Source organism: Streptomyces chartreusis (assembly GCF_008704715.1).
Lineage (GTDB): Bacteria > Actinomycetota > Actinomycetes > Streptomycetales > Streptomycetaceae > Streptomyces > Streptomyces chartreusis.
Window position 1 is genome coordinate 8,726,898 of the sequence record NZ_CP023689.1, and the last position, 22,886, is coordinate 8,749,783.

General features: G+C 71.2%; 20 protein-coding genes. 13 read left to right on the forward strand and 7 right to left on the reverse strand.

Annotation, left to right across the window (positions count from 1 at the left end; translation table 11 throughout):
- Window positions 1-72 precede the first annotated feature (72 nt).
- Entirely contained in the window at window positions 73-984 is a 912-nt protein-coding gene (locus CP983_RS38680) for an AurF N-oxygenase family protein (RefSeq protein WP_229914832.1), read from the reverse strand.
- A 204-nt stretch (window positions 985-1,188) separates the two neighbouring features.
- Between CP983_RS38680 and CP983_RS38685 the strand changes: the two genes are divergently transcribed.
- The 5 genes from CP983_RS38685 (at window position 1,189) to CP983_RS38705 (ending at window position 6,091) form a co-directional block, all read left to right on the forward strand.
- Window positions 1,189-2,682, forward strand: coding sequence for a class I adenylate-forming enzyme family protein (locus CP983_RS38685; protein WP_150504879.1), 1,494 nt, complete (start codon window positions 1,189-1,191; stop codon window positions 2,680-2,682).
- A gap of 51 nt (window positions 2,683-2,733) precedes the next feature.
- Window positions 2,734-3,984, forward strand: a complete 1,251-nt coding sequence (locus CP983_RS38690; protein WP_150504881.1) for a 3-deoxy-7-phosphoheptulonate synthase — start codon at window positions 2,734-2,736, stop codon at window positions 3,982-3,984.
- 407 nt (window positions 3,985-4,391) lie between these two features.
- Window positions 4,392-4,937, forward strand: a complete 546-nt coding sequence (locus CP983_RS38695) for a class I SAM-dependent methyltransferase (RefSeq protein WP_107911637.1) — start codon at window positions 4,392-4,394, stop codon at window positions 4,935-4,937.
- Window positions 4,938-5,077: 140 nt separating this feature from the next.
- Window positions 5,078-5,530 (forward strand): MarR family winged helix-turn-helix transcriptional regulator, encoded by a 453-nt coding sequence (locus CP983_RS38700; protein WP_107911636.1) that lies wholly within the window; start codon window positions 5,078-5,080, stop codon window positions 5,528-5,530.
- Between the two features lie 198 nt (window positions 5,531-5,728).
- Complete coding sequence (locus tag CP983_RS38705; protein ID WP_167537822.1) at window positions 5,729-6,091, forward strand: nuclear transport factor 2 family protein; 363 nt, start codon at window positions 5,729-5,731, stop codon at window positions 6,089-6,091.
- On the opposite strand, the gene CP983_RS44880 is transcribed toward CP983_RS38705, so the two are convergent.
- The gene (locus tag CP983_RS44880; protein ID WP_229914831.1) at window positions 6,043-6,543 is read right to left on the reverse strand and encodes a helix-turn-helix transcriptional regulator; all 501 of its coding nucleotides are present in this window, start codon (window positions 6,541-6,543) and stop codon (window positions 6,043-6,045) included. The two genes, CP983_RS38705 and CP983_RS44880, sit on opposite strands and share 49 nt — an antisense overlap.
- 3 nt (window positions 6,544-6,546) lie before the next feature.
- The gene (locus CP983_RS38715; protein WP_150504885.1) at window positions 6,547-6,789 is read right to left on the reverse strand and encodes a hypothetical protein; all 243 of its coding nucleotides are present in this window, start codon (window positions 6,787-6,789) and stop codon (window positions 6,547-6,549) included.
- 256 nt (window positions 6,790-7,045) lie between these two features.
- On the opposite strand from CP983_RS38715, the gene CP983_RS38720 reads away from it, so the two are divergent.
- The 3 genes from CP983_RS38720 (at window position 7,046) to lpdA (ending at window position 12,802) form a co-directional block, all read left to right on the forward strand.
- Complete coding sequence (locus CP983_RS38720; RefSeq protein ID WP_150504887.1) at window positions 7,046-10,207, forward strand: amidohydrolase family protein; 3,162 nt, start codon at window positions 7,046-7,048, stop codon at window positions 10,205-10,207.
- Window positions 10,208-10,380: 173 nt separating this feature from the next.
- Window positions 10,381-11,223, forward strand: coding sequence for an SCO2400 family protein (locus tag CP983_RS38725; RefSeq protein ID WP_150504889.1), 843 nt, complete (start codon window positions 10,381-10,383; stop codon window positions 11,221-11,223).
- A gap of 166 nt (window positions 11,224-11,389) precedes the next feature.
- Window positions 11,390-12,802 (forward strand): dihydrolipoyl dehydrogenase, encoded by a 1,413-nt coding sequence (lpdA, locus tag CP983_RS38730; protein WP_107911628.1) that lies wholly within the window; start codon window positions 11,390-11,392, stop codon window positions 12,800-12,802.
- Between the two features lie 22 nt (window positions 12,803-12,824).
- On the opposite strand, the gene CP983_RS38735 is transcribed toward lpdA, so the two are convergent.
- The gene (locus CP983_RS38735) at window positions 12,825-13,526 is read right to left on the reverse strand and encodes a CPBP family intramembrane glutamic endopeptidase (RefSeq protein WP_150504891.1); all 702 of its coding nucleotides are present in this window, start codon (window positions 13,524-13,526) and stop codon (window positions 12,825-12,827) included.
- Window positions 13,527-13,609: 83 nt separating this feature from the next.
- Window positions 13,610-15,550, reverse strand: a complete 1,941-nt coding sequence (locus tag CP983_RS38740; RefSeq protein ID WP_150504893.1) for a glycoside hydrolase family 5 protein — start codon at window positions 15,548-15,550, stop codon at window positions 13,610-13,612.
- Between the two features lie 393 nt (window positions 15,551-15,943).
- Between CP983_RS38740 and CP983_RS38745 the strand changes: the two genes are divergently transcribed.
- The 3 genes from CP983_RS38745 (at window position 15,944) to CP983_RS38755 (ending at window position 19,554) form a co-directional block, all read left to right on the forward strand.
- Complete coding sequence (locus tag CP983_RS38745) at window positions 15,944-16,720, forward strand: class I SAM-dependent methyltransferase (protein WP_150504894.1); 777 nt, start codon at window positions 15,944-15,946, stop codon at window positions 16,718-16,720.
- Window positions 16,721-16,874: 154 nt separating this feature from the next.
- Window positions 16,875-18,938, forward strand: coding sequence for a discoidin domain-containing protein (locus CP983_RS38750; RefSeq protein WP_150504896.1), 2,064 nt, complete (start codon window positions 16,875-16,877; stop codon window positions 18,936-18,938).
- Between the two features lie 19 nt (window positions 18,939-18,957).
- Window positions 18,958-19,554: a TetR/AcrR family transcriptional regulator gene (locus CP983_RS38755; protein WP_030947931.1), complete on the forward strand. Its 597-nt coding sequence runs from the start codon at window positions 18,958-18,960 to the stop codon at window positions 19,552-19,554.
- Between the two features lie 6 nt (window positions 19,555-19,560).
- Here the strand turns inward: CP983_RS38755 and CP983_RS38760 are convergent, their stop codons facing one another.
- Window positions 19,561-20,664, reverse strand: a complete 1,104-nt coding sequence (locus CP983_RS38760; protein WP_150504898.1) for an acyltransferase family protein — start codon at window positions 20,662-20,664, stop codon at window positions 19,561-19,563.
- A gap of 225 nt (window positions 20,665-20,889) precedes the next feature.
- Here CP983_RS38760 and CP983_RS38765 point away from each other — a divergent pair, with 225 nt between their 5' ends.
- On the forward strand, window positions 20,890-21,570 hold the full coding sequence (locus CP983_RS38765) for a hypothetical protein (protein ID WP_150504900.1): 681 nt from the start codon (window positions 20,890-20,892) through the stop codon (window positions 21,568-21,570).
- A 118-nt stretch (window positions 21,571-21,688) separates the two neighbouring features.
- The gene (locus tag CP983_RS38770; protein ID WP_167537823.1) at window positions 21,689-22,429 is read left to right on the forward strand and encodes a class F sortase; all 741 of its coding nucleotides are present in this window, start codon (window positions 21,689-21,691) and stop codon (window positions 22,427-22,429) included.
- 15 nt (window positions 22,430-22,444) lie between these two features.
- Here the strand turns inward: CP983_RS38770 and CP983_RS38775 are convergent, their stop codons facing one another.
- Complete coding sequence (locus tag CP983_RS38775; protein WP_150504902.1) at window positions 22,445-22,858, reverse strand: hypothetical protein; 414 nt, start codon at window positions 22,856-22,858, stop codon at window positions 22,445-22,447.
- Window positions 22,859-22,886 lie beyond the last annotated feature (28 nt).

A 22,886-nucleotide genomic window follows, 5' to 3' on the forward strand; every position in this document is an offset into this window, starting at 1 on the left:
GGTCGGAACGGTCGCCGGTGGTGGGTGCGGGTGCCGCCGACGGTCGGACGTGGGTCAGGGCGGGGCGGCCGGTCAGCCGACGGAGACGGTCGACCAGTCGAAGGGCAGCTCGTCCAGGACGTCCATCTCGCGGCACAGCCGGTGCAGCCCGCCGAAGTCCTGCAGCAGCCGCTTGCGCGCGGCCGACGCTGCCACGTCCTGGAGCATCCGCCGCCCGCCCGGCACGTCCGTCAGCTCGACGATCCGGTGCCAGGTCGTGTAGTCGTTCGCCGCGAACGCCTCCATGCCGTCGGCGAGCGAGGCGAGGAAGAACCGCCGGTGCTCGGGCGTCAGATGGGCGTAGGCGGCCTTGGCGATCTCGGCCGCGATCGAGGAGTGGCAGTACTCGTCGCGGTTGTGGAGGTCGGCGGTGGCGCGGTTGATGGGCTGGACGGCGTCGTCGTCGGCGACGAGGTCGAGGTAGGCGTTGATGGAGATCTCGGCGACCGTCGTGTAGGCGAGCTGGTCCAGCCGGCGCAGGGCCGGTGTCGCCGCGGCGGCCAGGCGTTCCTCGTGCCTGCGGGCCTTGTGGCCGAGCGGCAGCGCGCTGTCGGGCATGGCCCAGCCGCGCCGACGGCGGGTCACCGCACTGGCGTTGAGGTGCATCAGGGTGTGGTACTGCTCGTCCACCATCGCCTGGGTCACGGCCACCGTCATGGATTCGCCGAGCCCGGTCTCGAATGCCTCGGCGGCCATCAGGGCGAAGCCGGGATTGACCACCCGCTGCTCGATGTCCTGGATGTTCTTGTTGAACGCGATCCAGCCCCAGGCGCGCAGCCGCGCCTTCGTCCCGTCGTCCAGCGCGAGATAGGTGGGGTGGTCGCGGAACGGCAGCAGGCTGTCGGGGCAGTCGGGCCGGTCCGGCTCGAACAGGTCGTCCAGGTCCGGCTCCTGGCGTTTGACCGCCGCGCGCCGATGCCAGTTGCCGGACAAACGGCTGATCACGGCGCTCTCCACGGGGTGCGTGGGGTCGTGGGCCGGTAATCCGGGAGGGGCGCCGCTGCGGCCCTGGTGGTCGCCCGATCGTTCGTCTGAAGAATCAATACTCATGCATACATTGTATGGGTCTATACTCTGGATGGAAGCCCCCTCGGCTCGATGAGCCGTTCCGCAGGACTCGATGACGGACCGTCGGACGGATGACCTCGCATGTGGCTGACCCAGATCCTGGACCGCAACCGCCGCCGGCGTGCCGGACGCACCGCCCTGGTGGACGACCGGCGTGACGTGACGTGGAGCGAGCTGGCCGAGCGGGTGGACGCCCTCGCGGGAGGGCTGCTCGCACAGGGCCTCGGACCGGGCGACCGGGTCCTGCTGCCGGCCCCGGAGCGGATCGAGGTGTTCGAGGCGTACTTCGCCCTGGCCCGGATCGGCGCCGTCGCCGTACCGGTCGACCCGGCCGGCCCCGAGAAGGAGACGGCCGCCGTCGCCCGGAGGGCCGGCGCGGTGGCCGTCCTCGCCGACCCCGCGAGCCCCACTCGGGCCCACGACCTCGCCCTACCGGTCGCCCTGGACCTCGCCGGCATGTCCGGCCTGCCGCCGTACCAGGGCTCCTGGCCGCAGGTGCGCCCCGACGACCCCGTCGCGATCATGCACACCTCGGCGACCACCGGCCGGGCCCGCGCGGTGATCTGGGACCACCGGAGCCTGATGCAGGTCTGCCTCGCCTGGCTCGCGGCGGCCGGTCCGGCCGAGGAGGCGACGCTCGTCAACTGCGCCCCGCTGTTCCACTCCAGCGTCGCCATGTCGTTCACGTACCTGGCGGGCGGCGCCGGCGTCGTCCTGCCGCCCGCGTCGGCACCGCACCGCACGCTGGACGCGGTGACCCGGCACCGGGCCACCCACCTCTGGCTCGACCCCGAGACCCTGCGGCACCTGCTCCAGGCGTCCCGCTCACGGCCGCACGACACCGGAAGCCTCCAGGAGATCGTGTACGGCGGCGCCCCGCTGCCCTGGGAGGTCTACCGCGACGCCGCCCGCACCTTCGGCTGCGCCTTCCGGCAGGCGTACGGCGCCGCCGAGGCCGGCGGGCACTTCGCCATGCTCGCCCCGCACGAGCACCCGGACCCGCACACGCCGCCCGACCGGCACCCCGCCCTCGGCGCGGGCCGGCCCCTGCACGGCGTCGACGTGCGGATCCGCCGTCCCGACGGCACCGAGGCGGCACCGGAGGAGTACGGCGAGATCTGTGTGCGCAGCGACAGCCTGATGCGCGGCTACTGGGCCGACCCGCAGGCCACCGCCGAGGCGACCCGCGGCGGTTGGCTGCACACCGGCGACCTGGGCCGGGCCGACACGGCCGGCCATTTCACGCTCGTCGGCCGGCAGACCGACGTGATCACCACCGGCGGGCAGGACGTGCACCCGGCGGAGATCGAGCGGGTGCTGCTCTCGCACGACGGAGTCGCCGACACGGCCGTCGTGGGCAGGCCCGACCCGGCACACGGTGAAGTGCCCATCGCCTACGTGGTGCCCGCCCCCTCGGCCCGCCCCACCCCCGACGAACTCACCCGGCTCATCACGGCGGAACTCGCCGGCCATCACCGGCCCGCCCTGATCACCTTCCTGGACACCCTGCCGCGCAACCGCTCCGGCAAGATCCTCAAGACGATCCTCCGGGACATGGCGGACGGACGCCCCTGACATGGCGACCACGCCGGCTTTCGACGCGCACGAGACGGAGGACGACGCCCCATGCGGGAGTTGACGGTGACCTCGCTGCACGGCCGCGCCCCCTGGCACCCGGCACGCTGGCGCGGACTGCCGGCCGGCCAACCGCCCGGCTGGCCGTACGACGACCGGCTGCGGCAGGCGCACGCCCAACTCGCCGCGCGCTCCGCGCTGGTGACCGCCGAGGAGGTACTGACGCTACGGCGCCGGCTGGCCGAAGTGGCGTACGGCCGCGGCATGGTGATCCAGATGGGGGACTGCGCCGAGCCCTTCGCCCCGGCGACCCCGGCCGGCATCGGCCGCACCCTGGAGCTGTTCCGGGACGTCTCCCGGGTCGTCGGGGAACGGCTCGCGCTGCCCGTGCTCACGGTCGGCCGGATCGCCGGGCAGTTCGCCAAGCCCCGCTCCTCGCCGACCGAGGAGGTAGACGGGATCCCGATGCCCGCCTTCCGCGGCTTCCTCGTCAACGACATGGCACCCGACGCCACCGCGCGCCGCCCCGATCCACGCCGCATGCTCTGGGGCTACGAGCACGCCGCGCGCACCCTGTTCCTGCTGCGCCGCGCCGCCGACGAGGGCCTGCCCATGCGCGGGCACTGGGGCGACGGCCTGCCCGCGCTGTGGACCAGCCACGAGTCCCTCGTCCTGGACTACGAGGAGCCGCTGACCCGATGGGACGCCGAGGCGCAGGGCTGGGTACTGACCTCGACCCACCTGCCCTGGACGGGGGAGCGGACCCGCCACCCCGACGGCGCCCATGTGCGCTTCCTCGCCGGGCTGTTGAACCCGGTCGGCTGCAAGGTAGGCCCGGGAATGTCACCGGATGAGGTCGTACGCCTCGCCGCCACCCTCGACCCCGAACGCCGGCCCGGCAGGCTGGTCCTGATCTCCAGGATGGGCGCGGACCGGATCGAGGAGCGACTGACCCCGCTGGTCGAAGCGGTCCGCGCGGCCGGGCACGCGGCCGTGTGGCTGTGCGACCCGATGCACGGCAACACCGTCCGGGCCGCCTCCGGCCACAAGACCCGGCACATGGGGGCGGTGGTCGCCGAGAGCGAGGCGTTCGTGCGGGCGGTCTGCCGCGGCGGCGCCCGGCCCGGCGGCCTGCATCTGGAGAGCACCGCCGAGCCCGTGACCGAATGCGTCGGGGGCCGTTGCGGGATCTCCGAGAATGATCTGCCATTTGCCTACCGCAGCGCATGCGACCCCAGGCTGAATGCCGATCAGACCATGGAAACAGTGGAGCGTTTCGCCGAACAGTTGGCGAGAATCTGACTTCCTGCTCCTCGGGCATTGCCACGCCTCCGCTCACCATTCCTTCACCCGATCGTCACTTCCCGGGCAAGTGCCAAGTCGGCCTGTGTCGCGTCGCCCACACCGGGGCCGAGCGCCCGGGGGAGTGCGGCGGTATGGAGTACGCTTGTGCGGGGATCGCTGTCGTCAATTGTTTCGAGTTGGACGGCAGTTGCTCCATAACGGGGATGATGGGGGCGTGCATGGCCGTACGAAACCCGGTCAATCAAGATTCGATCGAGCCTCGCGACGCAAGTCACCGGAAACGACCGCCGGACACCGAGGCCAACGACAGCGAAACGACAGAGACCCGCCGGATATTAGCCCGCGCCGGGGTGCGGTCCGGTCAACGAATTCTGGATATCGGCGCGTTGCTGCGACAGCGGGGTATGACAGATCTGGAAACGAAGGAGTTCCAGGTCGTCGGGGTGCGAGAAGCGGCCGGTACGGCGGCGCGGCCGCACCCGGTGCCGGCCGCCCCGGACCTCGACTTCACCGTGGCGCATCTGGACGAACTCGACCTGCCCGTCGCCTCCTTCGATGTGGTGGTGGCCCTCGACTTCTGGCCCTCGACACCCCTCGCGGTCGCCGCGCGCGGCTGGCGGCGCGTCCTGGAGCCCGAGGAGGGGACCGTGATCGTCACCGGGACCGACCTGCCCGGCGTCCACCGCGCGTCACGGCAGTGGACGAGCGCGCTGACGGCGGCCGGCTTCACGGTCGAAGCGGTGGCGAAGGCGCCGGCCGACTCCCGGCACTACGCGGCACTGGCGAGCGCGGTCGGACTCGGCGGGGAACGACTGCGCGCGGCGCTGGGTCCGGGAACGGCCGAATCGTATGCGGCGCACGTTCAGCGATTGCACGGCAGTACCCGTCACGAGTCGGCCGAATGCTTCGAGATCGTGGCCCGGAGTACGGCTTTTCGGTCACATCCCTAGCGCCGGATCCCGACGCCGGTCCGCTGGCGAGTGGATGTGGTCCTGTGCAATGATTGCGCGTACCTTTACGAGTACATTAGGTAGTTGTACCGTTGTTGGTTGCCGCGAGCTGCTCCTCCGGCGTCAGGAGGGTAGTAGCGATGAGTCAGAGCGCATCGGAACGACAGGCCACCCAGACAGAGCAGGGTGCCTGGAACAAGCTCGCCGCCTTCCACACCCAGGTCTCCGAGCTGGTCGAGAAGGCCCTTCAGGACCGCTTCGGCCTGTCGCTGAGCGAGTACACCGCGCTGGAGGCGCTCGCCAAGATCTCCGGCAGCGGTCGGCCGGGGTTGCGGATGCAGGCGCTGGCCGAGGCGGTCGGCATGAACCAGAGCTCCGTCAGTCGTCTGGTCACCCGCCTGGAGCGACAGGTTCTCGTCGAGCGCATTCACTACGAGAAGGACCGGCGTGGCGTATTCACCGCCATCACGGCGTCCGGCCGCGAGACTCTGGAAGCCGCCGTTCCGGTCTATCTCCAGACGCTCGCCGCCGCCTTCGACCGGGCGAACGCCGATCCGGACCTGCGGGAAATGGTGAAGCGCATCGGCAGTTAACCTGCCGTTTGAATTCAGGCGCGTTCGAAACCTCCGGACCGCCTTCGCCGTGCGTGTTCGGCCGAATTTCCGTGCCCGTGTCGTCGACCTTCTGCGGCCTTCTCCCTCCGCCACTAGTATTTCCAAGCGATGTGAATGAGCCGTCGGGCACTCCTGTGCCCATGGCCACCTGCACAGTTCTCTACGGGAGTTGGTCGCATGACCACGGCAGAAATCGTCGAGCGGTACTACGACGCCTGGATCAACCGTGACGGAGACATGAGCGAGGTTCCCCTCGCGGACGACTTCGTCTTCGTCGGTCCGGTCGGCAACTTTGAATCCGCTGACGGCTTCCGCGCGATGGCCGGGCAATTCGGCCCGGCCGCCACCGATTTCACCGTCCGCCACCGATTCGTCGACGGGGACCGGGCCTGCGCCTTCGTTTCCTGGAACCTCGCCGCCGTACCCGGCACCATGACCGCCGCCGAACTGCTCGAAGTCCGCGACGGCGCCCTCGTCCGCGCCGAGGTGATCTACGACGCGGAGGAACTCCGCAAGGCCGCGGCGGCCGGCCGCGTCTGACCGCCGTCGCCCACCGGGCGTCGGAGAGGGATCAGATCCAGCCTTGCTCCCACGCCCGGTGCGCGGCCGCATGGCGCATCGGCGCCCCCCCGCTTGGACATGGCCACGGAGAGATGGCTCTGAACAGCGCCGGGAGCCAGATGTCCTTCGACGGCAATCTCCGCGATCGACGCGCCCGCGCGAGCGGCCCTTAGCACCTCCAGTTCCCGGTCGGTGAGCGGGCAGTCGTCCCCGGTCAGCGCGGAGGCGGCGATGTCCGGATCCACATAGCGACGGCCTGCGGCGATGTCCCGGATGATCCCGCCCGACCGGGCGGCCGGCGCGGCCGTGACCACGAAGCGGTCGCCGTCCCGCTGCCGGGCGAGCTTCCCGCTCCGAAGCCTCCAGCCGCTCGGTGAGGCCGCGCAGGCCCGTCCCCTCCGACCCGCCCGCGTGCTCCTCGGCCCCGTCATTGCTCACCGCAGCCGCGCCAAGCCGTCCGCGACCCGGTACTCCACTTCGGCATGCCCTGCCCGGCTGTGCCGCACCAGACCTAGACGATGCCGAGCCGGGTCGGTGAGTTCTGCGGCCACGGCACCGGGAGCCGAAGTCAACCGCGCGTAGATGCCGGCCGCGGCGGACACCCGGGTCACGTTGGCGATCTCGTCGTCCAGCGTCGGACCGGACGGGGCCGTCAACTCGCCGTTGAGGGCGATCACTTGCCCGGAGGAAACCGCACGGGCGGGCCGTCCTCGGCGTCCAGGCCGGCAGCGCGGTCCTCTTCTGCGGGCCTTCGCCGAGTGGTGCGGCGTGATCGACGTACTCGTCGCCGCCCAACTGCTGTTTCTGGCCGTGCCGGGGGCGAAGAACGGCCGAGAAGCGCCGCCGTGGGGCCCGTGACCGGGTCCCGCGCCGTACGTTGCCACCAGTGGTCTCTCCCGTCCGATCCGCCAACTCCGCGCACTGGGAGCTCCCTTGGACACCGAAGACACTTCCGGCGCCCTCCCTCACGGCCCGCTCTCCCGCCGCAGATTCCTCCAGGCCACCGCCACTGCCACCGCGCTCGCCACCGTCGGCACACCGGGCGTGGCCGCCGCCTCCGGCACGACCACTCTCTCCTTCACCGCCGCCACGGGCGGTTCCGCCACCCTCGCCCCCTCCGGTGACCGGCTCGTCGCCGAGGTCCAGAACGTGCTGTGGTCCGTTCCCCGGCAGGGCGGCACCGCCGTACCGCTCACCTCGCCCGGCCTCGAACCCACCCGTCCGCAGTTCTCGCCCGACGGCAGTCGGCTCGTCGTCTGTGCCTATCGGGGCGGCGGCTTCCACCTCTGGACGCTGCGACCCGACGGCTCCGGACTGAAGCAGCTCACCGACGGGCCCTGGGACGACCGCGGCCCGGCCTGGTCGCCGGACGGCACCCGGATCGCGTTCGCCTCCGAGCGCGGCGGCGACACCGTGACCGGCGCCCCGTACCGCATCTGGGTCGTGGACGTGCGCACCGGCGGGCTGACCCGCCTCACCGGACGCCCGGGTCAGCAGGGCCCGGGGCAGGACGCCCGCCGGGAGGACTTCGACCCGGTGTGGTCGCCCGACGGCGAGCGGGTCCTCTTCGTGCGGGCCGGTGTCACCGCCACGGGCACCCTGCGCGCGACCACGATCGCTTCGGTGGCTGCCGACGGCTCGGGCCCGGTCGCCGTCGACCACACCGACGACTCGGGCGCCCAGCTCATGACCCCGGCGGTCTCCCCGGCCGGACGCCTGGCGTACCTGCGGACCACCGGCTCACCCGCCGCGTCCTGCACCCTCGTCGTGGACGGCGAACCGGTCGCCGTACAGGGCGACGTCCTGCCCGCGCCGCCCCGCTGGACGGACGGCGAGCGGCTGCTCCTCACGGTCGACGGCCACTTCCGCCTGGTCGACCCGGACGCACCCGGCGACGGCGAGGAGATCCCGTTCACCGCCACACTGTCCATGGACCGGCCCCGCTACCGCGGCAAGACGTACGACTTCGAGGCCACCGGCACCCGGCCCGTCCGCGCGCTGCACCTGCCCGCCCTGTCACCGGACGGCCGCAGCGTCGCCTTCGCCGCGCTCAACGCCCTGTGGACCACAGGGACCACGGGCGGACGCAAGCCCCGCAAGGTGCTGCAAGTGCCCCCGACCCGCTATGTGCTGGCGCCGGTCTGGACGCCCGACGGCACGGGGCTGGTGTACGCCGACGACCGCGACGGCCTGTTCGCCGTACGGCGCCGCGACCTAGGCTCGGGGGAGGAGACGGTGCTCGCCGGGGGCGGCCGAGTCTTCCCCGCGCTGTCGCCCGACGGGACGCGGCTGGCGTGCCTGGACATGTCCGGCAACCTCGTGGTGCGCGACCTGCCCGACGGCACCGAACGGGTCCTCGCCGCACCGCTCGGCGCGGGCGGGCTGCCCGGCCGGCCCAGTTGGTCGCCCGACGGCCGGTACGTCGCCCTGTGTGACCGCAACCGGCTCAACCAGCGCTTCCGCGAGGGCTACAACCTCATCCGTGTCGTCGACACGACCACCGGCGCCGCCGCCCTGCACGCCCTCGCCCCGCACACCTCGCTCTCCGACCGCTACGACTCCGGACCCGTCTGGTCCCCGGACGGCCGCTCGATGGCCGTCGTCGTGGAGTCGGCGCTATGGCTGCTGCCGGTCCGGGCCGACGGCACCCCGGACGGCGACCCGCGCCGGCTCACCTCCGAACCTGCCGACCACCCGTCCTGGTCCGCCGACGCCCGCACCCTGCTCTACCTCTCCGCGGGCCGCCTGCGCCTGCTGGACGTCGGCAGCGGCAGGACCCGTACCGTCCGCGTCCCGCTGGACCACCGCCGGCCGCGCCCGGCCGACACCGTCGTGCACGCGGGCCGCATCTGGGACGGCACCGGCGAACAGGTCCGCGAGGACATCGACGTCGTGGTCCGTGACGGACGTATCGCCGAGGTGTCCCCGCATCGCGCCGGCCGCCCGGCCGCACGCCGTGTAGACGCGAGCGACCGCACCGTGATCCCGGGACTGTGGGACGCGCACACCCATCCCTGGCAGACCACGTACGGCGGCCGGCAGACCGCGCTGCAACTCGCGTACGGCATCACCACGGCCGTCTCGCTGGGCGGTTTCGCCTACGAGCAGGCCCGCATCCGGGAGGCCGTCGCCGCAGGTGAGCTCGCCGGACCCCGGCTGCTGGCCACCGGCGAACTCCTCGACGGGCCGCGGGTCGCCTACAGCATGGGCCGCGCCCACCGCACCCGCGAGGGCCTGCACCGCACGCTGGCGCGGGCCGAGGCGCTGGACTGGGACTTCGTGAAGACGTACGTCCGCGCCCCGGGCTGGGTGATGAAGGAGGCCGCGGACTTCGGGCACGAGCGGCTCGGGGTGCGCAGCGGCAGCCATCTGTGCACGCCCGGTGTGCAGCTGGGGCAGGACCTGACCACGCACTTGCAGGCCACCCAGCGGCTGGAGTTCGGGCACGCGACCTCCGCGACCGGGCGTGCCTTCCAGGACGTGCGGGAGATCTACACCGCCGCCGGCTTCCACCTCGTCGCCACCCCGTTCACGGCACTGGCCCTCCTCGGCGCCGACCCGGCCCTCGCGGACGACCCGCGGGTCACCGCGCTCATGCCGCCGTGGGACACCGCGCTCGTCCGCGAACAGGCCGGGCAACCGCCCACCGCCGCCCAACTGGCCACCCTTGGCAGGGAGATGGACGTGTACCGGGGGATCCTCGCGGGCGGCGGGCTGATCGCGCTGGGCACGGACCAGCCGCTCGTCCCGGTCGGGCTCCATCTCCACCTGGCCCTGCGCGCCCTGCACCGCGCCGGCCTCTCACCCGCCGAGGCCCTGCGCACCGCGACCCTGCTGCCCGCCCGGGTCTTCGGCGCCGACGCCGACCTCGGCACGCTTCAGGAGGGCAAGCTGGCCGACCTCACGGTCGTCGACGGCGACCTGTTCACCGACTTCGCCACGCTGATCCGTACGGCGGCGGTCCTGCGGGGAGGCGTCCTGTTCGAGCAGTCGGACCTGGTCGGCGACTTCGCTACCGACGCAGGTCGACATGTGAAGGAAAAGTGGTTGGAGGTGAGCCGCCTGATGCGCCGCGAGGGGTGCTGCGACCTGTGAGCGGGGCAGCGGGTGTACACATTTCCTGAGACATCTGCGCAGGAGTATCACTCGGGCTGCACACAGCCTGTCCAAAGCCTCGTTAGCGTTCTGGCCGTTCGATCTCGAGTGTGAACACGACCAGGCCGCGGCCGACCAGGGCCGATGGCGCAGTCAAGCCAGAAAGACCGCAGATGGACTACTGCTCCTCGTGCCGGCGGCATCTCAACGGGGCCCTCGTGTGCCCCGGGTGCGGTGCCTACGCCCCGGACATCGCTCCCTCCGCGGCAGGAGGTCCCACCGCGTCGGCAGCGCCCGGCGCCGCGACGGCATGGGGCAGCCCCCCGGTCGACAACTGGTACGACGGCTACTTCCGCGACGAGACGCCGCCGGCCGAGCCGGACACGACCGCGGCGTACGACCCGGCCGACGACTTGGAAGGCGCCGAAGGCGCACCCGTCTCCCCGCAGGGCCGGGCGGCCCGGCGTCGTCAGCGGGCCCGCTGGAAGAAAAACCAGCGTCGGGCCGTGGTCGCGACCGCCGTGGCCCTGATGGGCGGCGGGCTGACCGTCGCGTCGATGGACCGCGGATCCGGCGACAAGGCCCAGGCGGCCACCGCGCCGGAGCGGCCCGAGGCGGCGCTCCCGGAGCAGCACACCGAACTCGCCCGCCCGGCATCCACCCCGCCGGACACCGACAAGGCCCCGCGCACCGACACGCCGACGTCGAAGCCGTCCCCGACGGACGTCGCTCGGGAGCCCGTGACCACGTCGCACGCCACCCGGCAGTTCACCCGACCGGACGCCGCCGCCACCCCGAGCGCGACGGCGACCACGGTCCCGCAGACGCAGACCGTCGCCCCGCCCTCCGGCGGAAACTCGGGCGACAGCGGCGGCTCGTCGGCCGACCAGCAGACACCGGCCCCGGCCCCGACCGAGGGCGCGGACTCCGGAGCCTCCCAGGCGCCGAGCAACCCGGCACCGGAGGAGAGCACGCCGGAGCAGCTCTGCGTGCTCAACCTCCTCTGCCTCGGCTGACACACACCGGGCACCGCCACGGCGTACCCCACCTGAGATCACCGTCACCCTCCCGCATCGCCACACGACCCCGTGGATGCGGTCATGCTGGAAGAAGCCGGACACCGTCACGCGACGGAGTCCGGCACCGGCAGAGCAGGACGTCGTACTCAGGAAGGAACTCCCCATGGTCGAGCAGGACGAGCGATTCGATGTCGTGGTCCTCGGCGCCGGTCCCGGCGGCTACGTGGCCGCCATCCGCGCCGCCCAGCTGGGCAAGCGGGTCGCGGTCGTGGAGGAGAAGTACTGGGGCGGCGTCTGTCTGAACGTGGGTTGCATCCCCAGCAAGGCACTGCTGCGCAACGCCGAACTGGCGCACATCTTCACCCGCGAGGCGAAGACCTTCGGCATCCAGGTGGACGGGCAGGTCTCCTTCGACTACGGCGAGGCGTTCCGCCGCAGCCGCAAGGTCGCCGACGGCCGGGTCAAGGGCGTCCACTACCTGATGAAGAAGAACAAGATCACTGAGATCGACGGCCGCGGCACCTTCCTCGACCCGCACACCCTCCAGGTGGCCGGCTACGACGGCGAAACCCGCACCATCGGCTTCGACCACTGCATCATCGCCGCGGGCGCCACGCCCAAGCTGCTGCCCGGCACCCGGCGCAGCGCCCGCGTGGTGACCTACGAGGAGCAGATCCTCGCCGAGGAGTTGCCGCGGTCGATCATCATCGCCGGCGCCGGCGCGATCGGCCTCGAGTTCGCCTACGTCCTGCACAACTACGGCGTGAAGGTCACCATCGTCGAGTTCCTGGACCGCATGGCGCCGCTGGAGGATGCCGAAGTGTCCGCCGAACTCGCCAAGCAGTACCGCCGGTTGGGCATCGAAGTGCTGACCTCCACCCGGGTCGACACCGTCGACGAGTCGGGCGAGCTGGTGCGCGTCACCGTCACCGGCAAGGACGGCACCCAGCAGGTCCTGGAGGCCGACAAGGTGCTCCAGGCGATCGGCTTCGCACCGAACGTCTCCGGGTACGGCCTGGAGAACACCGGCGTGCAGGTCACCGAGCGCGGTGCGATCGACGTCGACGGCCGCTGCCGCACCTCCGTCCCGCATCTGTTCGCCATCGGCGACGTGACGGCGAAGCTGATGCTGGCGCACGCCGCCGAGGCGATGGGCATCGTCGCCGCCGAGACCATCGCGGACGCCGAGACGATGGAGCTCGACTACGTGATGATCCCGCGGGCCACCTACTGCCAGCCGCAGATCGCCAGCTTCGGCTGGACCGAGGCGCAGGCCCGCGAGCGGGGCTTCGACGTGAAGGTGGCGAAGTTCCCGTTCACCGCGAACGGCAAGTCGCACGGCCTCGGCGACGCGACCGGCTTCGTGAAGCTGATCAGCGACGCCAAGTACGGCGAACTCCTCGGCGGTCACCTCATCGGCCCGGACGTCACCGAACTGCTGCCCGAACTGACCCTGGCCCAGCAGTGGGACCTCACCGTCCACGAGGTCGCCCGCAACGTCCACGCCCACCCCACCCTCGGCGAGGCGGTCAAGGAAGCGGTGCACGGCCTGGCCGGACACATGATCAACTTCTAGCGCCCGGTACCGGGTTCGGCGTTCAGCCGTCGAGCCAGTAGCGGGGCGCCGCCCAGGCCAGCGCGTAGCTGAGACTGTTCACCGACCAGTGCAGGGCCATCGGTGCGAGCAGGCTGCCGGAGCGGCGGCGCAGCTCGCACAGCACCACCCCGGCGAGGGCCGTGGCGACGATCGCCACGGCCACCGTCGGCGCCACGCCCGCCGGGCCGTCGCCGAAGACCGAGCCCACGGCGGCGTTGGAGCGGTTGATGCCCCGCGAGGGCATCAGATGCCACACCCCGAACAGCAGCGACGACAGGCCGGTCGCCCACGCCGTTCCGTGCCGGCGCCGGATCATGGCCCACAGCACACCGCGGAAGGCGGTCTCCTCCAGCAGCACGGTTCCGAACGGCACCCGCACCAGCGCCCCGAACAGCATCCGCTCCAGGGACAGATCCGCGGCCCGCGCGTCCCGGAACGCGTCCCGCCCGGCCGGCAGGGCGAGAATGATCAGCAGGACCAGCAGGACGATCGCCACCAGGACGGGCGCCCACCGCAGCCCCCGGCGCACCCCCTCCGGGTCGAGCCCCAGGTCGGCCCGGGTGAGTCCGTCCCAACGGGCGATCAGCAGCAGCACGGCCGTCGCGGTCACGCAGATCAGCACGTACATGGCGGGGCTCCGCGCGAGCCAGTTGTTCAACAGGTTCGCGGCGGCGAGCACGGCGACAGCACAGGTGATCCGCATCCGGATTCCAGCATCCCCCGGCGCGATCGTCCCGGCTCGCCGGTCCGGGCCCCTCGGTGGGCGTGTCGGCCCCCTTCGGGCGTTCAGCCCAGCTTTCGGCAGTACAGCGCGTCGGGCGTACGCGACGACCCGACCCGGCCGGTGTAGGCGATCCCGGCGGCGTACTCGTCGTCCGCGCACTGGCCCTTGTATCGGCCGTACGCGAAGTCGCCGCCCTTGGCGGCCGTCCCCCGGTTGTCACCCCGGTCGAACCAGAGGGTACGGCCGCCGGTGCCGAGCTTCCCGGCCGGGGCGGCGGCGCACAGGGCGGCGGAGACGGCCGCGCCACGGACGCTGTACCCGATGAGGAACTGCCCCTCCGCGCACTGGAGTTTGGTGTAGCCGGACGCCCAGTCGCCGCCGGGGCGGACGTGCCGTTCATCGACGACGACCTCGTGCCCGCCGGCCGGGGCCCACAGGGCGCCGGCGGTCACGTCCGAGCACAGGCCCCGGTTGCCGGTGTGGGCGAGCCCGATCAGCCGCTGCCCGTCGGGGCAGACGGACTTGCGGGCGCCGGAGTCCCAGTCGGGCAGGGCGCGCATCCGCCTCGACTGCACGAAGTCGCCGTGGTCGGGGCTGAGCATGGACCACTCGGTGACCGGCGCCACGGGGCCGGTGCGGCCGCCGGCCTCGATGAGCCGCGTCCAGGCTGCGGCCCGCCAGTCGTCACCGTCGTACAGGCCCATCCGTCGGCCCATGGCGTCCCAGTGCAGCAGCGCCCAGCCGTTGCCCTGGCGGTTGTCGTGCCAGCCGACGAGCGGCCAGTAGGCGAAGTCGGCGTCGGTGCGGATGAGTTGGTCCACGAAGTTCTCGAACCAGGCGCGTGGCTTCTGCCCGGTCTCGGCGCGGCCCCCGACGCCGAACTCGCTGATCCAGACGGGGGCGGTGAAGTGCTGGTCCTGCTCGCCGGAGACGAAGAACGCCTGGCGGTTGAGCACGGCGACGAGTTCGGAGGGGCTCAGGTCGCGGTAGCGAGGGTCGCTGGTCTCGCCCGTTCCGGTGGCGCCGCTGTGGTTGGGGCCCGTGTAGTCGTAGAAGTGGGCCGAGTACACGAGTTTGCCGGAGTCGACGAGCGTGTGCGACAGACGGCGGGCCGGCTCCAGGGTGGGACGTTCGTGCGCGAAGCCGTCGACGGGGATGCCCGTCCAGTTGATGCCCTCGACGACGATCAGCAGATTCGGGTTGGCCTCGGTCAGGATGCGGTCGCCGACGCGCTGCGAGGCGGCGAACCAGTCGTGGTCGTCGCCGAGGCCCCAGTTGGGGTCGTCCCAGACGTTGCGGCGCACCTCGTTGTACAGGTCGGCGCCGACGACGCGCGGGTTGTCCCGGTAGCGGCGGGCCATGAACAGCCAGTCGTCCTCCCAGACGGCGGTGGACCGGCTCGCGTTCCAGCGTTCGTTGCCGTCGACTCCGCAGCACCAACGGGTCGTGTTCGTATGGTTGTTGAGGATCACCGCGAGTCCGGCCGCCGTGAGCTCGCGCACCACCGCGTCGTACACCTGGAGCGGGGTCTTTCCGCGCAGTGCGGGGTTGGCGGCGACGGAGTCGTCCGTGACGGGGCGGCTGTCGTGGACCATCTCGTTGGAGAACGGCAGCCGGATGCTGTTGATCCCGATCTCCCGGAAGCCCGCGACGATCTCGGCCATCGGGGCCCGGTCCAGGCCGAGCGGCATCCGGCCGGAGTTCTCGCCGGCGTGGTGGGCGGCGTCGTCCTCGGGATCGCCCGAGCCGTTCCAAGTCCCGCTGGCGCCGTGCCAGTTGCCCGAACGCAGCTTGAAGCGGTCACCGTCCGCGTCGACGATCCAGCGGCCCCGGGTGCTGAGCGGCGGCGTCCAGTCCTCGGCGGGGAGGGCCGGGGCGGCCGTGGCGGACGGCTCGGACGCGGCACCCGGCTCGGCCGCAGCCACGGGAAGGGACGTCAGGGGGACCAGCAGAAGTACGGCGGCGAGGGTGGCTCTCACCAAGGATCCGCGCACGGTCACCATCCCTGTGGTGTTGTCATGGCTGCGTCACGAGCTCGGGCTACTCCACGGTAATGCACGAACGGCATCCGCACACCGAGATGTTCGACAGGTCGAAGGCGTTGCTTCGACGGCGGTGCCGCCCGCCGGATGGCCCGCCCTGTTTGCCCATCCCGCAGCCGCGCCTGCCGGATGGCCCGCCCTGTTTGCCCATCCCGCAGCCGCGCCTGCCCTGCGCGCCGCCCTGCGTGCCCAGCGCGCCGGATGCCAACCGTGCAGCGGCTCCCGCTCCTCTGTCCCGCCCCTGTTTCGTCTCGACGCACCCCCCTGCGCATTTTCCGTCCTGCCCTGTGGCGCCTCGGCACGCCCCCTGCGCATCCTCGTAGGTACCCGCGTCCCCAGGGAGGCAAGATCCTCATGCCGGCCAAGAACCTCACCGTGAACCGTGCGGCCCTCGGTCATCGCCTGGCCTACGCCCTGCGCCACCCCAACCGGGTGCCCCGCCATCTGGCGCGCTCGGCCCGCGACATGTGGCTGCGCCGCCGTCATCCCGACCATGTCTCCTACTACCGCGCCGTGATGCGCTCCGACACCCGGGCCGACCCGGACGCGGCCGTAGGCAGCCACAACCGGGAGCGGTGGCTGGCGCTCGGGGAGATGCAGTTCGACTACCTCGTCGGCCACGGCCTGCGCCCCGCGCACCGGATGCTGGAGATCGGCTGCGGCAACCTGCGCGGCGGCTGGCGGTTCATCCGGCACCTGGAGCCCGGCCACTACTACGGCATCGACATCTCGCCGGACATCCTCTTCGCCGCGCAGGACACCGTGGTGACGATGGGTCTCCAGCAACGGCTGCCCATGCTCACCCCGGTGCGCGACCTGACGCTGCGGTTCCTGCCCGAGGCCCACTTCGACGTCGTGCACGCGCACAGCGTCTTCTCGCACGCGCCGTTGCCGGTCATCGAGGAGTGCCTGGCCAACGTCGGACGGGTGCTGGCGCCGGGCGGCTGGTTCGACTTCACCTTCGACCGCACCGAGGGCGAGGAGCACCAGGTCCTGCGGGAGGACTTCTACTACCGCACCGAGACCCTCACGACGCTCGCCGAGCGACACGGGCTGCGGGCCCGCTTCATGACGGACTGGGAGAAACTCCCGCACGGCCAGTCGAAGATCCGCGTCACGCACCCGAGTTGAGCCGGCTCCCCGCCGGCGGCCCACTTGTGACCCGTCAGTAGGTCATTTGTCCCGGACTCTTGACTCGTCATGCGCCAGTGGCCATCCTCGTCGCACATATTGCGAGGTCATGACAACCCGACCCCGCTCTCCCGCCGACCGAGGGACGTGGGCTGTGACCACTGCCGGACGCCCGTATCGCCGACGCAAGAACGTCACCGTGGTGTCGCTCCTCCTGCTCGTGCTGTCCATCGCGCTCGGACCCACCCCGAGCTCGGCGGCCGGCGCCAACTGGTGGGACCCGAGCGCACGACCCGCGCCGGACTCCCAGATCAATGTCACGGGGGAGCCCTTCACCGGCACCAACGCCAAGGGCGAGGTCCGCGGCTTCGTCGACGCGCACGACCACATCTTCGCCAACGAAGCCTTCGGCGGCCGTCTGATCTGCGGCAAGCCGTTCTCCGAGCAAGGTGTCGCCGACGCCCTCAAGGACTGTCCCGAGCACTACCCGGACGGCTCACTCGCGATCTTCGACTTCATCACCAACGGCGGCGACGGCAAGCACGACCCGGTCGGCTGGCCCACCTTCAAGGACTGGCCCGCCCATGACTCGCTGACCCACCAGCAGAACTACTACACCTGGGTCGAGCGGGCCTGGCGCGGCGGCCAGCGCGTCCTGGTCAACGACCTCGTCACCAACGGCGTGATCTGCTCGGTGTACTTCTTCAAGGACCGCAGCTGCGACGAGATGACGTCGATCCGGCTCCAGGCCAAGCTGACGTACGACATGCAGGCCTTCATCGACAAGCAGTACGGCGGCACGGGCAAGGGCTGGTTCCGGATCGTCACCGACAGCGCGCAGGCCCGCCAGGTCATCGAGCAGGGCAAGCTGGCGGTCATCCTCGGCGTGGAGACCTCCGAACCCTTCGGCTGCAAGCAGATCCTCGACATCGCGCAGTGCAGCAAGGAGGACATCGACAAGGGCCTCGACGAGCTGTACTCGCTGGGCGTGCGCAGCATGTTCCTGTGCCACAAGTTCGACAACGCCCTGTGCGGCGTCCGCTTCGACTCGGGCGGGCTCGGCACGGCCATCAACGTCGGCCAGTTCCTGTCGACCGGCACCTTCTGGAAGACCGAGACCTGCAAGGGCCCGCAGCACGACAACCCCATCGGCAACGCCACGGCTGCCGAGGCCGAGAAGGAACTCCCGGCGGGCGTGGACGTCCCCTCGTACAACGCGGATGCCCAGTGCAACGTCAGGGGGCTCACCGATCTCGGTGAGTACGCCGTACGGGGCATGATGAAACGCAAGATGATGCTCGAGGTCGACCACATGAGCGTCAAGGCCACCGGCCGCGTCCTCGACATCTTCGAGTCCGCTTCCTACCCCGGCGTGCTGTCCTCGCACAGCTGGATGGACATGGACTGGACCGAGCGGGTCTACGGCCTCGGCGGCTTCATCGCCCAGTACATGCACGGCTCCGAGGGCTTCATCTCGGAGGCCAAGCGCACCGAGGCACTGCGCGACAAGTACGGCGTGGGCTACGGCTACGGCACCGACATGAACGGCGTCGGCGGCTGGCCGGGACCGCGTGGCGCGGACGCCCCGAACAAGGTCACGTACCCCTTCAAGAGCGTCGACGGTGGCTCCGTCATCGACCGCCAGACCACCGGTCAGCGCACCTGGGACCTCAACACCGACGGCGCGGCCCACTACGGCCTCGTCCCGGACTGGATCGAGGACATCCGGCGCGTCGGCGGCCAGGACGTGGTCGACGACCTCTTCCGGGGCGCCGAGTCCTACCTCGACACGTGGGCGGCCTCCGAGGGCCACGAGGCAGGGGTGAACCTGGCGCGGGGTGCGAGCACGTCGGCCAGCTCGTCCGAGTGGAGCCTGTTCACGAGCTACCAACCGGGCCGGGCCGTCGACGGCGACGGCGGCACCCGCTGGGCCAGCGACTGGAGCAACGACCAGTGGTTCCAGGTCGACCTCGGCTCCACCCGCCTGGTCAAACGGGTGACCCTCGACTGGGAGCGCGCGTACGGTAAGGCCTACCGCATCGAGCTCTCCACGGACGGCGTGAACTGGCGGACCGCCTGGTCCACGACCGCCGGCGACGGCGGCCTGGACACGGCCAGGTTCACCGCCACCCCGGCCAGGTACGTACGTATCCACGGCCAGGAGCGCGGCACCGACTGGGGTTACTCCCTCTACGAGGTCGGCGTCCACAGCAGCTGACACCCACGAGAGGGACTCCATGGCACGGTTGCCGTCCGCCGAGCGGCGGCGACAGCTCACCGAAGCGGCGATCAGGGCGATGGCCCGGGACGGCGTCCCCAGGACGACCACCCGGTCCATCGCCGCCGAGGCGGGCGTATCGCTGAGCGTCTTCCACTACTGCTTCGACTCCAAGCAGGAGCTGATCGAGTCCGTCATCACCACCATCACCGGGCACTACGTGACGCTGGTGAAGGAGGCGCTGCGGCCCCGGAGCACCCTCGAGGAGACCGTCCGGGCGGGGTTCCAGGCGTACTGGGACCACGTCCGGGCCCACCCGGACGAGCACATGCTCACTTATGAGCTCGCGCAGTACGCCTTGCGCCAGCCCGGCTTCGAACATCTGGCGCGACGGCAGTACGAGCTGTACGCCGAGACCTACGCCGATCTCATCGACCAACTGGGCCGGACGATGGGCCTGCGCCTGCGCGTCCCCGCCCCCGTGCTGGCCCGCTACCTCGCCGCGATGACCGACGGGCTGACCCTGAACTATCTGGTGCTCGGCGACGAGGGGGCCTGGAACGACATCCTCGACACCGTGACCTCGCACATCACAGGGCTGGTGAGCGAGCCGTGACCGTGGTCACGCCCGCATGACCACTGCCCGTTCCTCGCCCGACTTGTCCGGATCGTTGCGGAACAGCCATCGCATCTCCGGCTCCATCACACCGCGCAGGGCCCGCCGGACGGGTGCCGTGCACAGCACCGTCACGACCGAGGCCGCCACGAGGGTGACGGCGACCGCACCGAGCGGCCGGTGGATCCAGGCGGGGTCGTACCAGCCCCCGTACTTGGCGCCCTGCGCGACGAAGCCGTGCAGCAGATAGCCGTACAGCGTGCCTGTGCCGAGCGCCGTGCACCACATCCGCCGCCCGGGCACCCAGGAGAGGAAGCAGGCCACCAGCACCAGCGAGCAGACGAACATCACCGGCGTCATCACCACCCCGTACCACTGCGGTGCCCCCAGCTCCTCCGCGCTGTCGCGGTGGTAGAACCAGCTGCCGGTCATCCGAGGCACAGCCCAGTACGCCACCAAGAGAGCACCGGCGAACACGGGTACGGCCGCGATCCGCACCGCCCGGCGCCGGACCATCCGGAAGTGCTCGGGCTTCAGGGACAGCCCCAGCACGAAGTACGGCAGGAACTGAAGGGCGCGCTGGAGGTCGAGGTCGTTGCCGATGTCCGGCGAGAGGGTGGCCAGCATCGCCACGGCCAGCGCGAGCGGCAGCGGCAGACGCACCCGCCGCCACAGCGGGGTCGTCAGCCGCCACAGGAAGAGCGCCACCAGGAACCACGTCAGATACAGCGGATCCAGCAGGCTGATCGGCCGGTCCGGTTCCTGATCCGTCCACCGGGTGAACAGGGTGTACGCCGTCTCGAACACGACGTACGGCACGATCAGGCCGGTGACCAGGCGTTTCAGCTGATTCGGGCGCCCCTCGAAGCTTCGCGAGAAATAGCCCGAGATGATGATGAACGCCGGCATGTGGAACGCGTACACCAGCATGTACGCGGCGGACACGGTCCGGCTGCCGTCGCGCAGCGGTTCCCACGCGTGCCCCACGGCCACCAGGACGATCGCCGCGTACTTGGCGTTGTCGAAGAAGGCGTCCCGGGGCTTCAAAGGAGCAGGTGAGGGCCCTGCGGGGTGATCGCGGGCAGTGACTGTGGCGACGGGCTGGTGCATCCCACGCGTCTCACCACTTCGGGGAGCTGCAAACCTCTGCGGGGTGAACACGGAGTCCCGAGCGGCGCGGCGGGTGGACATAGGGCCGTCAGGGTGTGCTCGTAACCCGTGTGATCGCTTCGAATGGTGCGTCCGAAAATCATGACTGACGGTGGATCACGTCAAGGCCTGGCTCCAGTGGTGATGAAGCGTCAGCCGCCCAGGCCGTGACGGAAGGATTTACCTATGCGCTCTGTTCGCATGCTGCTCGCCACCGCGACGGCCACGGCCGCGCTGGCGATCGCACCCGCCGCGTACGCCGTCACCATGGGTGACTGGGACCCGGAGGAGACCTCCCACAGCAAGGAGCACGAGAAGTCCGAAGAGACCGAGGCCCCCGGCAAGTCCGAAGAGCACGGCAAGTCGGAGGAGCACGGCAAGTCCGAGGAGACCGGCAAGTCGGAAGAGCACGGAAAGTCGGAAGAGCACGGCAAGTCCGAGGACCACGGTAAGTGGGAGGACCACGAGGAGGAGGGCAAGCACGACGGACCGAGTGGCGGAATCCACGCGGGTGGCGGAGCGCTGGCCGCCGTGACCAACGGCGACGACTGGGGCGGCGACAAGGACCCGAAGCACGACCCGGACAGCTACCGCAGCAAGGAGGGCGGCCCCGAGAAGAGCTGGGGCGGCGGCGAGGAGGACCACGGGAAGGACTCCTGGAAGGGCGACGAGGAGGACTCCTGGGGCGGTGAGAACGACGAGGAGTCCGGGCGCTCCGGGCACGACAAGCCGCACGGCGGGATGCACACGGGCGGCGGCGGCCTCGCCTCGTCGGGTGTGACCGCCGGTGGGCTCGCCGCGCTCGCGGTCGCCGGTACCGGTATGTACGTCGTGCGCCGCAAGAAGGCCTCCGGAACCGCGGCCTGACCATGCCCGATGACATAGCCGCTGTGGCCGCCGCGCGTGCGCCGCGCGTCGCGGCGGCCCCTTCGGTCGTCCCCTTCTCCTTTGTGTTCGCTGCCGTGCCCGAGTGAGGTGGTGCCCGATGCCCGCCGGCCGTCCCTCTTCCCCCGACACCGATCCGGCCCCGCCCGACCCCGCCGGTTCCGCCACCTCGCGGCGGATAAGACGGGTGGCCATGGCGACGTTCTGGAGCGCGGTCGCCGTGACGGTCCTCGCGGTCACCCTGACCGGTGGCGAGGACTCGGCGTCCGAGGGGCACGGCGTACCGCGCGCGGTCTCGACCGAACGGCCCGCCCTCGGTGAGAGTGAGGCTCAGGCCCCCAAGCGGCACCGGGTGACCTCCCCGGACTCACGGCCCGTGGGCAAGCATCTGCCCCGCGCCCGGCCGCTCAGGCTGCTCATCCCCAAGATCTCGGTCAACGCGCCCTTCACCGACCTCGCCATCGGCCGGGCCGGCCGGCTCGAACCCCCGCCGGCCGACAACACCAACCTCGTCGGCTGGTACGCCAAGGGGGCAGCCCCCGGTGAGCCGGGCACGTCGATCATCGCCGGGCACGTGGACACGGCCACGTCGGCCGCCGTCTTCGCCAACCTCAGCGAGCTGGCGAAGGGCGACCGTTTCCAGGTGGTGCGCTCCGACGGGCGCAGCGCGTCCTTCGAGGTCGACAGCCTGGAGACCTTCGACAAGGACACCTTCCCCAGCAACCGCGTCTACGCCGACACCCCCCGCGCCCAGGTCCGCCTCATCACCTGCGCCGGCGACTACGACCGCCAGGTCAGGGACTACACCGCGAACCTGGTGGTGTTCGCCCACCTGGTGTGAGCGACGTGCCGCGGCTCAGCACTGCGGGAGCTGCGACTTCCAGGTGCCTGGGCCGCCGGTGTCGAGGTACCAGTCGTTGACGTATCCGTCCCCGATGCCGTTGTCGACGCGCATCCAGTAGCGGTAGCCGTGCCCGTCCGCGTCCGGGTCGCCCGTGGTCCAGCAGATGAGGCCGAGCTGGTCCCCGTTGTGGTACTGGCCGAAGACGGGCGACTTCGGGGCGCTGTAGCGCGGCGCGGTCCGCACGGCCAGGTGCGACCCGGCGTCGATGCCGGTGACGTACGCGCACTGGGTGCGGTCGCCCGAGATGCTGCACGTGTGGATCGCGGCGCCGGCCGGGCCCGCGCCGGTCAGGATCGCGGACGCGGCGGCGGTGAGCACGGCACCCGTCAGAGCGAGGGCCCGCAGGGGCCGGTTCGACTGTGTCATGAGCTTTCCTTCCGGCGGTTCGTCGGCA

What these genes read in the sequence shown, in the direction of transcription:
- CP983_RS38685 (WP_150504879.1), top strand. Translation starts at nt 1,189, where the DNA reads ATGTGGCTGACCCAGATCCTGGACCGCAACCGCCGCCGGCGTGCCGGA.
- CP983_RS38690 (WP_150504881.1), top strand. Translation starts at nt 2,734, where the DNA reads ATGCGGGAGTTGACGGTGACCTCGCTGCACGGCCGCGCCCCCTGGCAC.
- CP983_RS38695 (WP_107911637.1), top strand. Translation starts at nt 4,392, where the DNA reads ATGACAGATCTGGAAACGAAGGAGTTCCAGGTCGTCGGGGTGCGAGAA.
- CP983_RS38700 (WP_107911636.1), top strand. Translation starts at nt 5,078, where the DNA reads ATGAGTCAGAGCGCATCGGAACGACAGGCCACCCAGACAGAGCAGGGT.
- CP983_RS38705 (WP_167537822.1), top strand. Translation starts at nt 5,729, where the DNA reads ATGACCACGGCAGAAATCGTCGAGCGGTACTACGACGCCTGGATCAAC.
- CP983_RS44880 (WP_229914831.1), bottom strand. Translation starts at nt 6,543, where the DNA reads ATGACGGGGCCGAGGAGCACGCGGGCGGGTCGGAGGGGACGGGCCTGC.
- CP983_RS38725 (WP_150504889.1), top strand. Translation starts at nt 10,381, where the DNA reads ATGGACTACTGCTCCTCGTGCCGGCGGCATCTCAACGGGGCCCTCGTG.
- lpdA (WP_107911628.1), top strand. Translation starts at nt 11,390, where the DNA reads ATGGTCGAGCAGGACGAGCGATTCGATGTCGTGGTCCTCGGCGCCGGT.
- CP983_RS38735 (WP_150504891.1), bottom strand. Translation starts at nt 13,526, where the DNA reads ATGCGGATCACCTGTGCTGTCGCCGTGCTCGCCGCCGCGAACCTGTTG.
- CP983_RS38740 (WP_150504893.1), bottom strand. Translation starts at nt 15,550, where the DNA reads ATGGTGACCGTGCGCGGATCCTTGGTGAGAGCCACCCTCGCCGCCGTA.
- CP983_RS38745 (WP_150504894.1), top strand. Translation starts at nt 15,944, where the DNA reads ATGCCGGCCAAGAACCTCACCGTGAACCGTGCGGCCCTCGGTCATCGC.
- CP983_RS38755 (WP_030947931.1), top strand. Translation starts at nt 18,958, where the DNA reads ATGGCACGGTTGCCGTCCGCCGAGCGGCGGCGACAGCTCACCGAAGCG.
- CP983_RS38760 (WP_150504898.1), bottom strand. Translation starts at nt 20,664, where the DNA reads ATGCACCAGCCCGTCGCCACAGTCACTGCCCGCGATCACCCCGCAGGG.
- CP983_RS38765 (WP_150504900.1), top strand. Translation starts at nt 20,890, where the DNA reads ATGCGCTCTGTTCGCATGCTGCTCGCCACCGCGACGGCCACGGCCGCG.
- CP983_RS38770 (WP_167537823.1), top strand. Translation starts at nt 21,689, where the DNA reads ATGCCCGCCGGCCGTCCCTCTTCCCCCGACACCGATCCGGCCCCGCCC.
- CP983_RS38775 (WP_150504902.1), bottom strand. Translation starts at nt 22,858, where the DNA reads ATGACACAGTCGAACCGGCCCCTGCGGGCCCTCGCTCTGACGGGTGCC.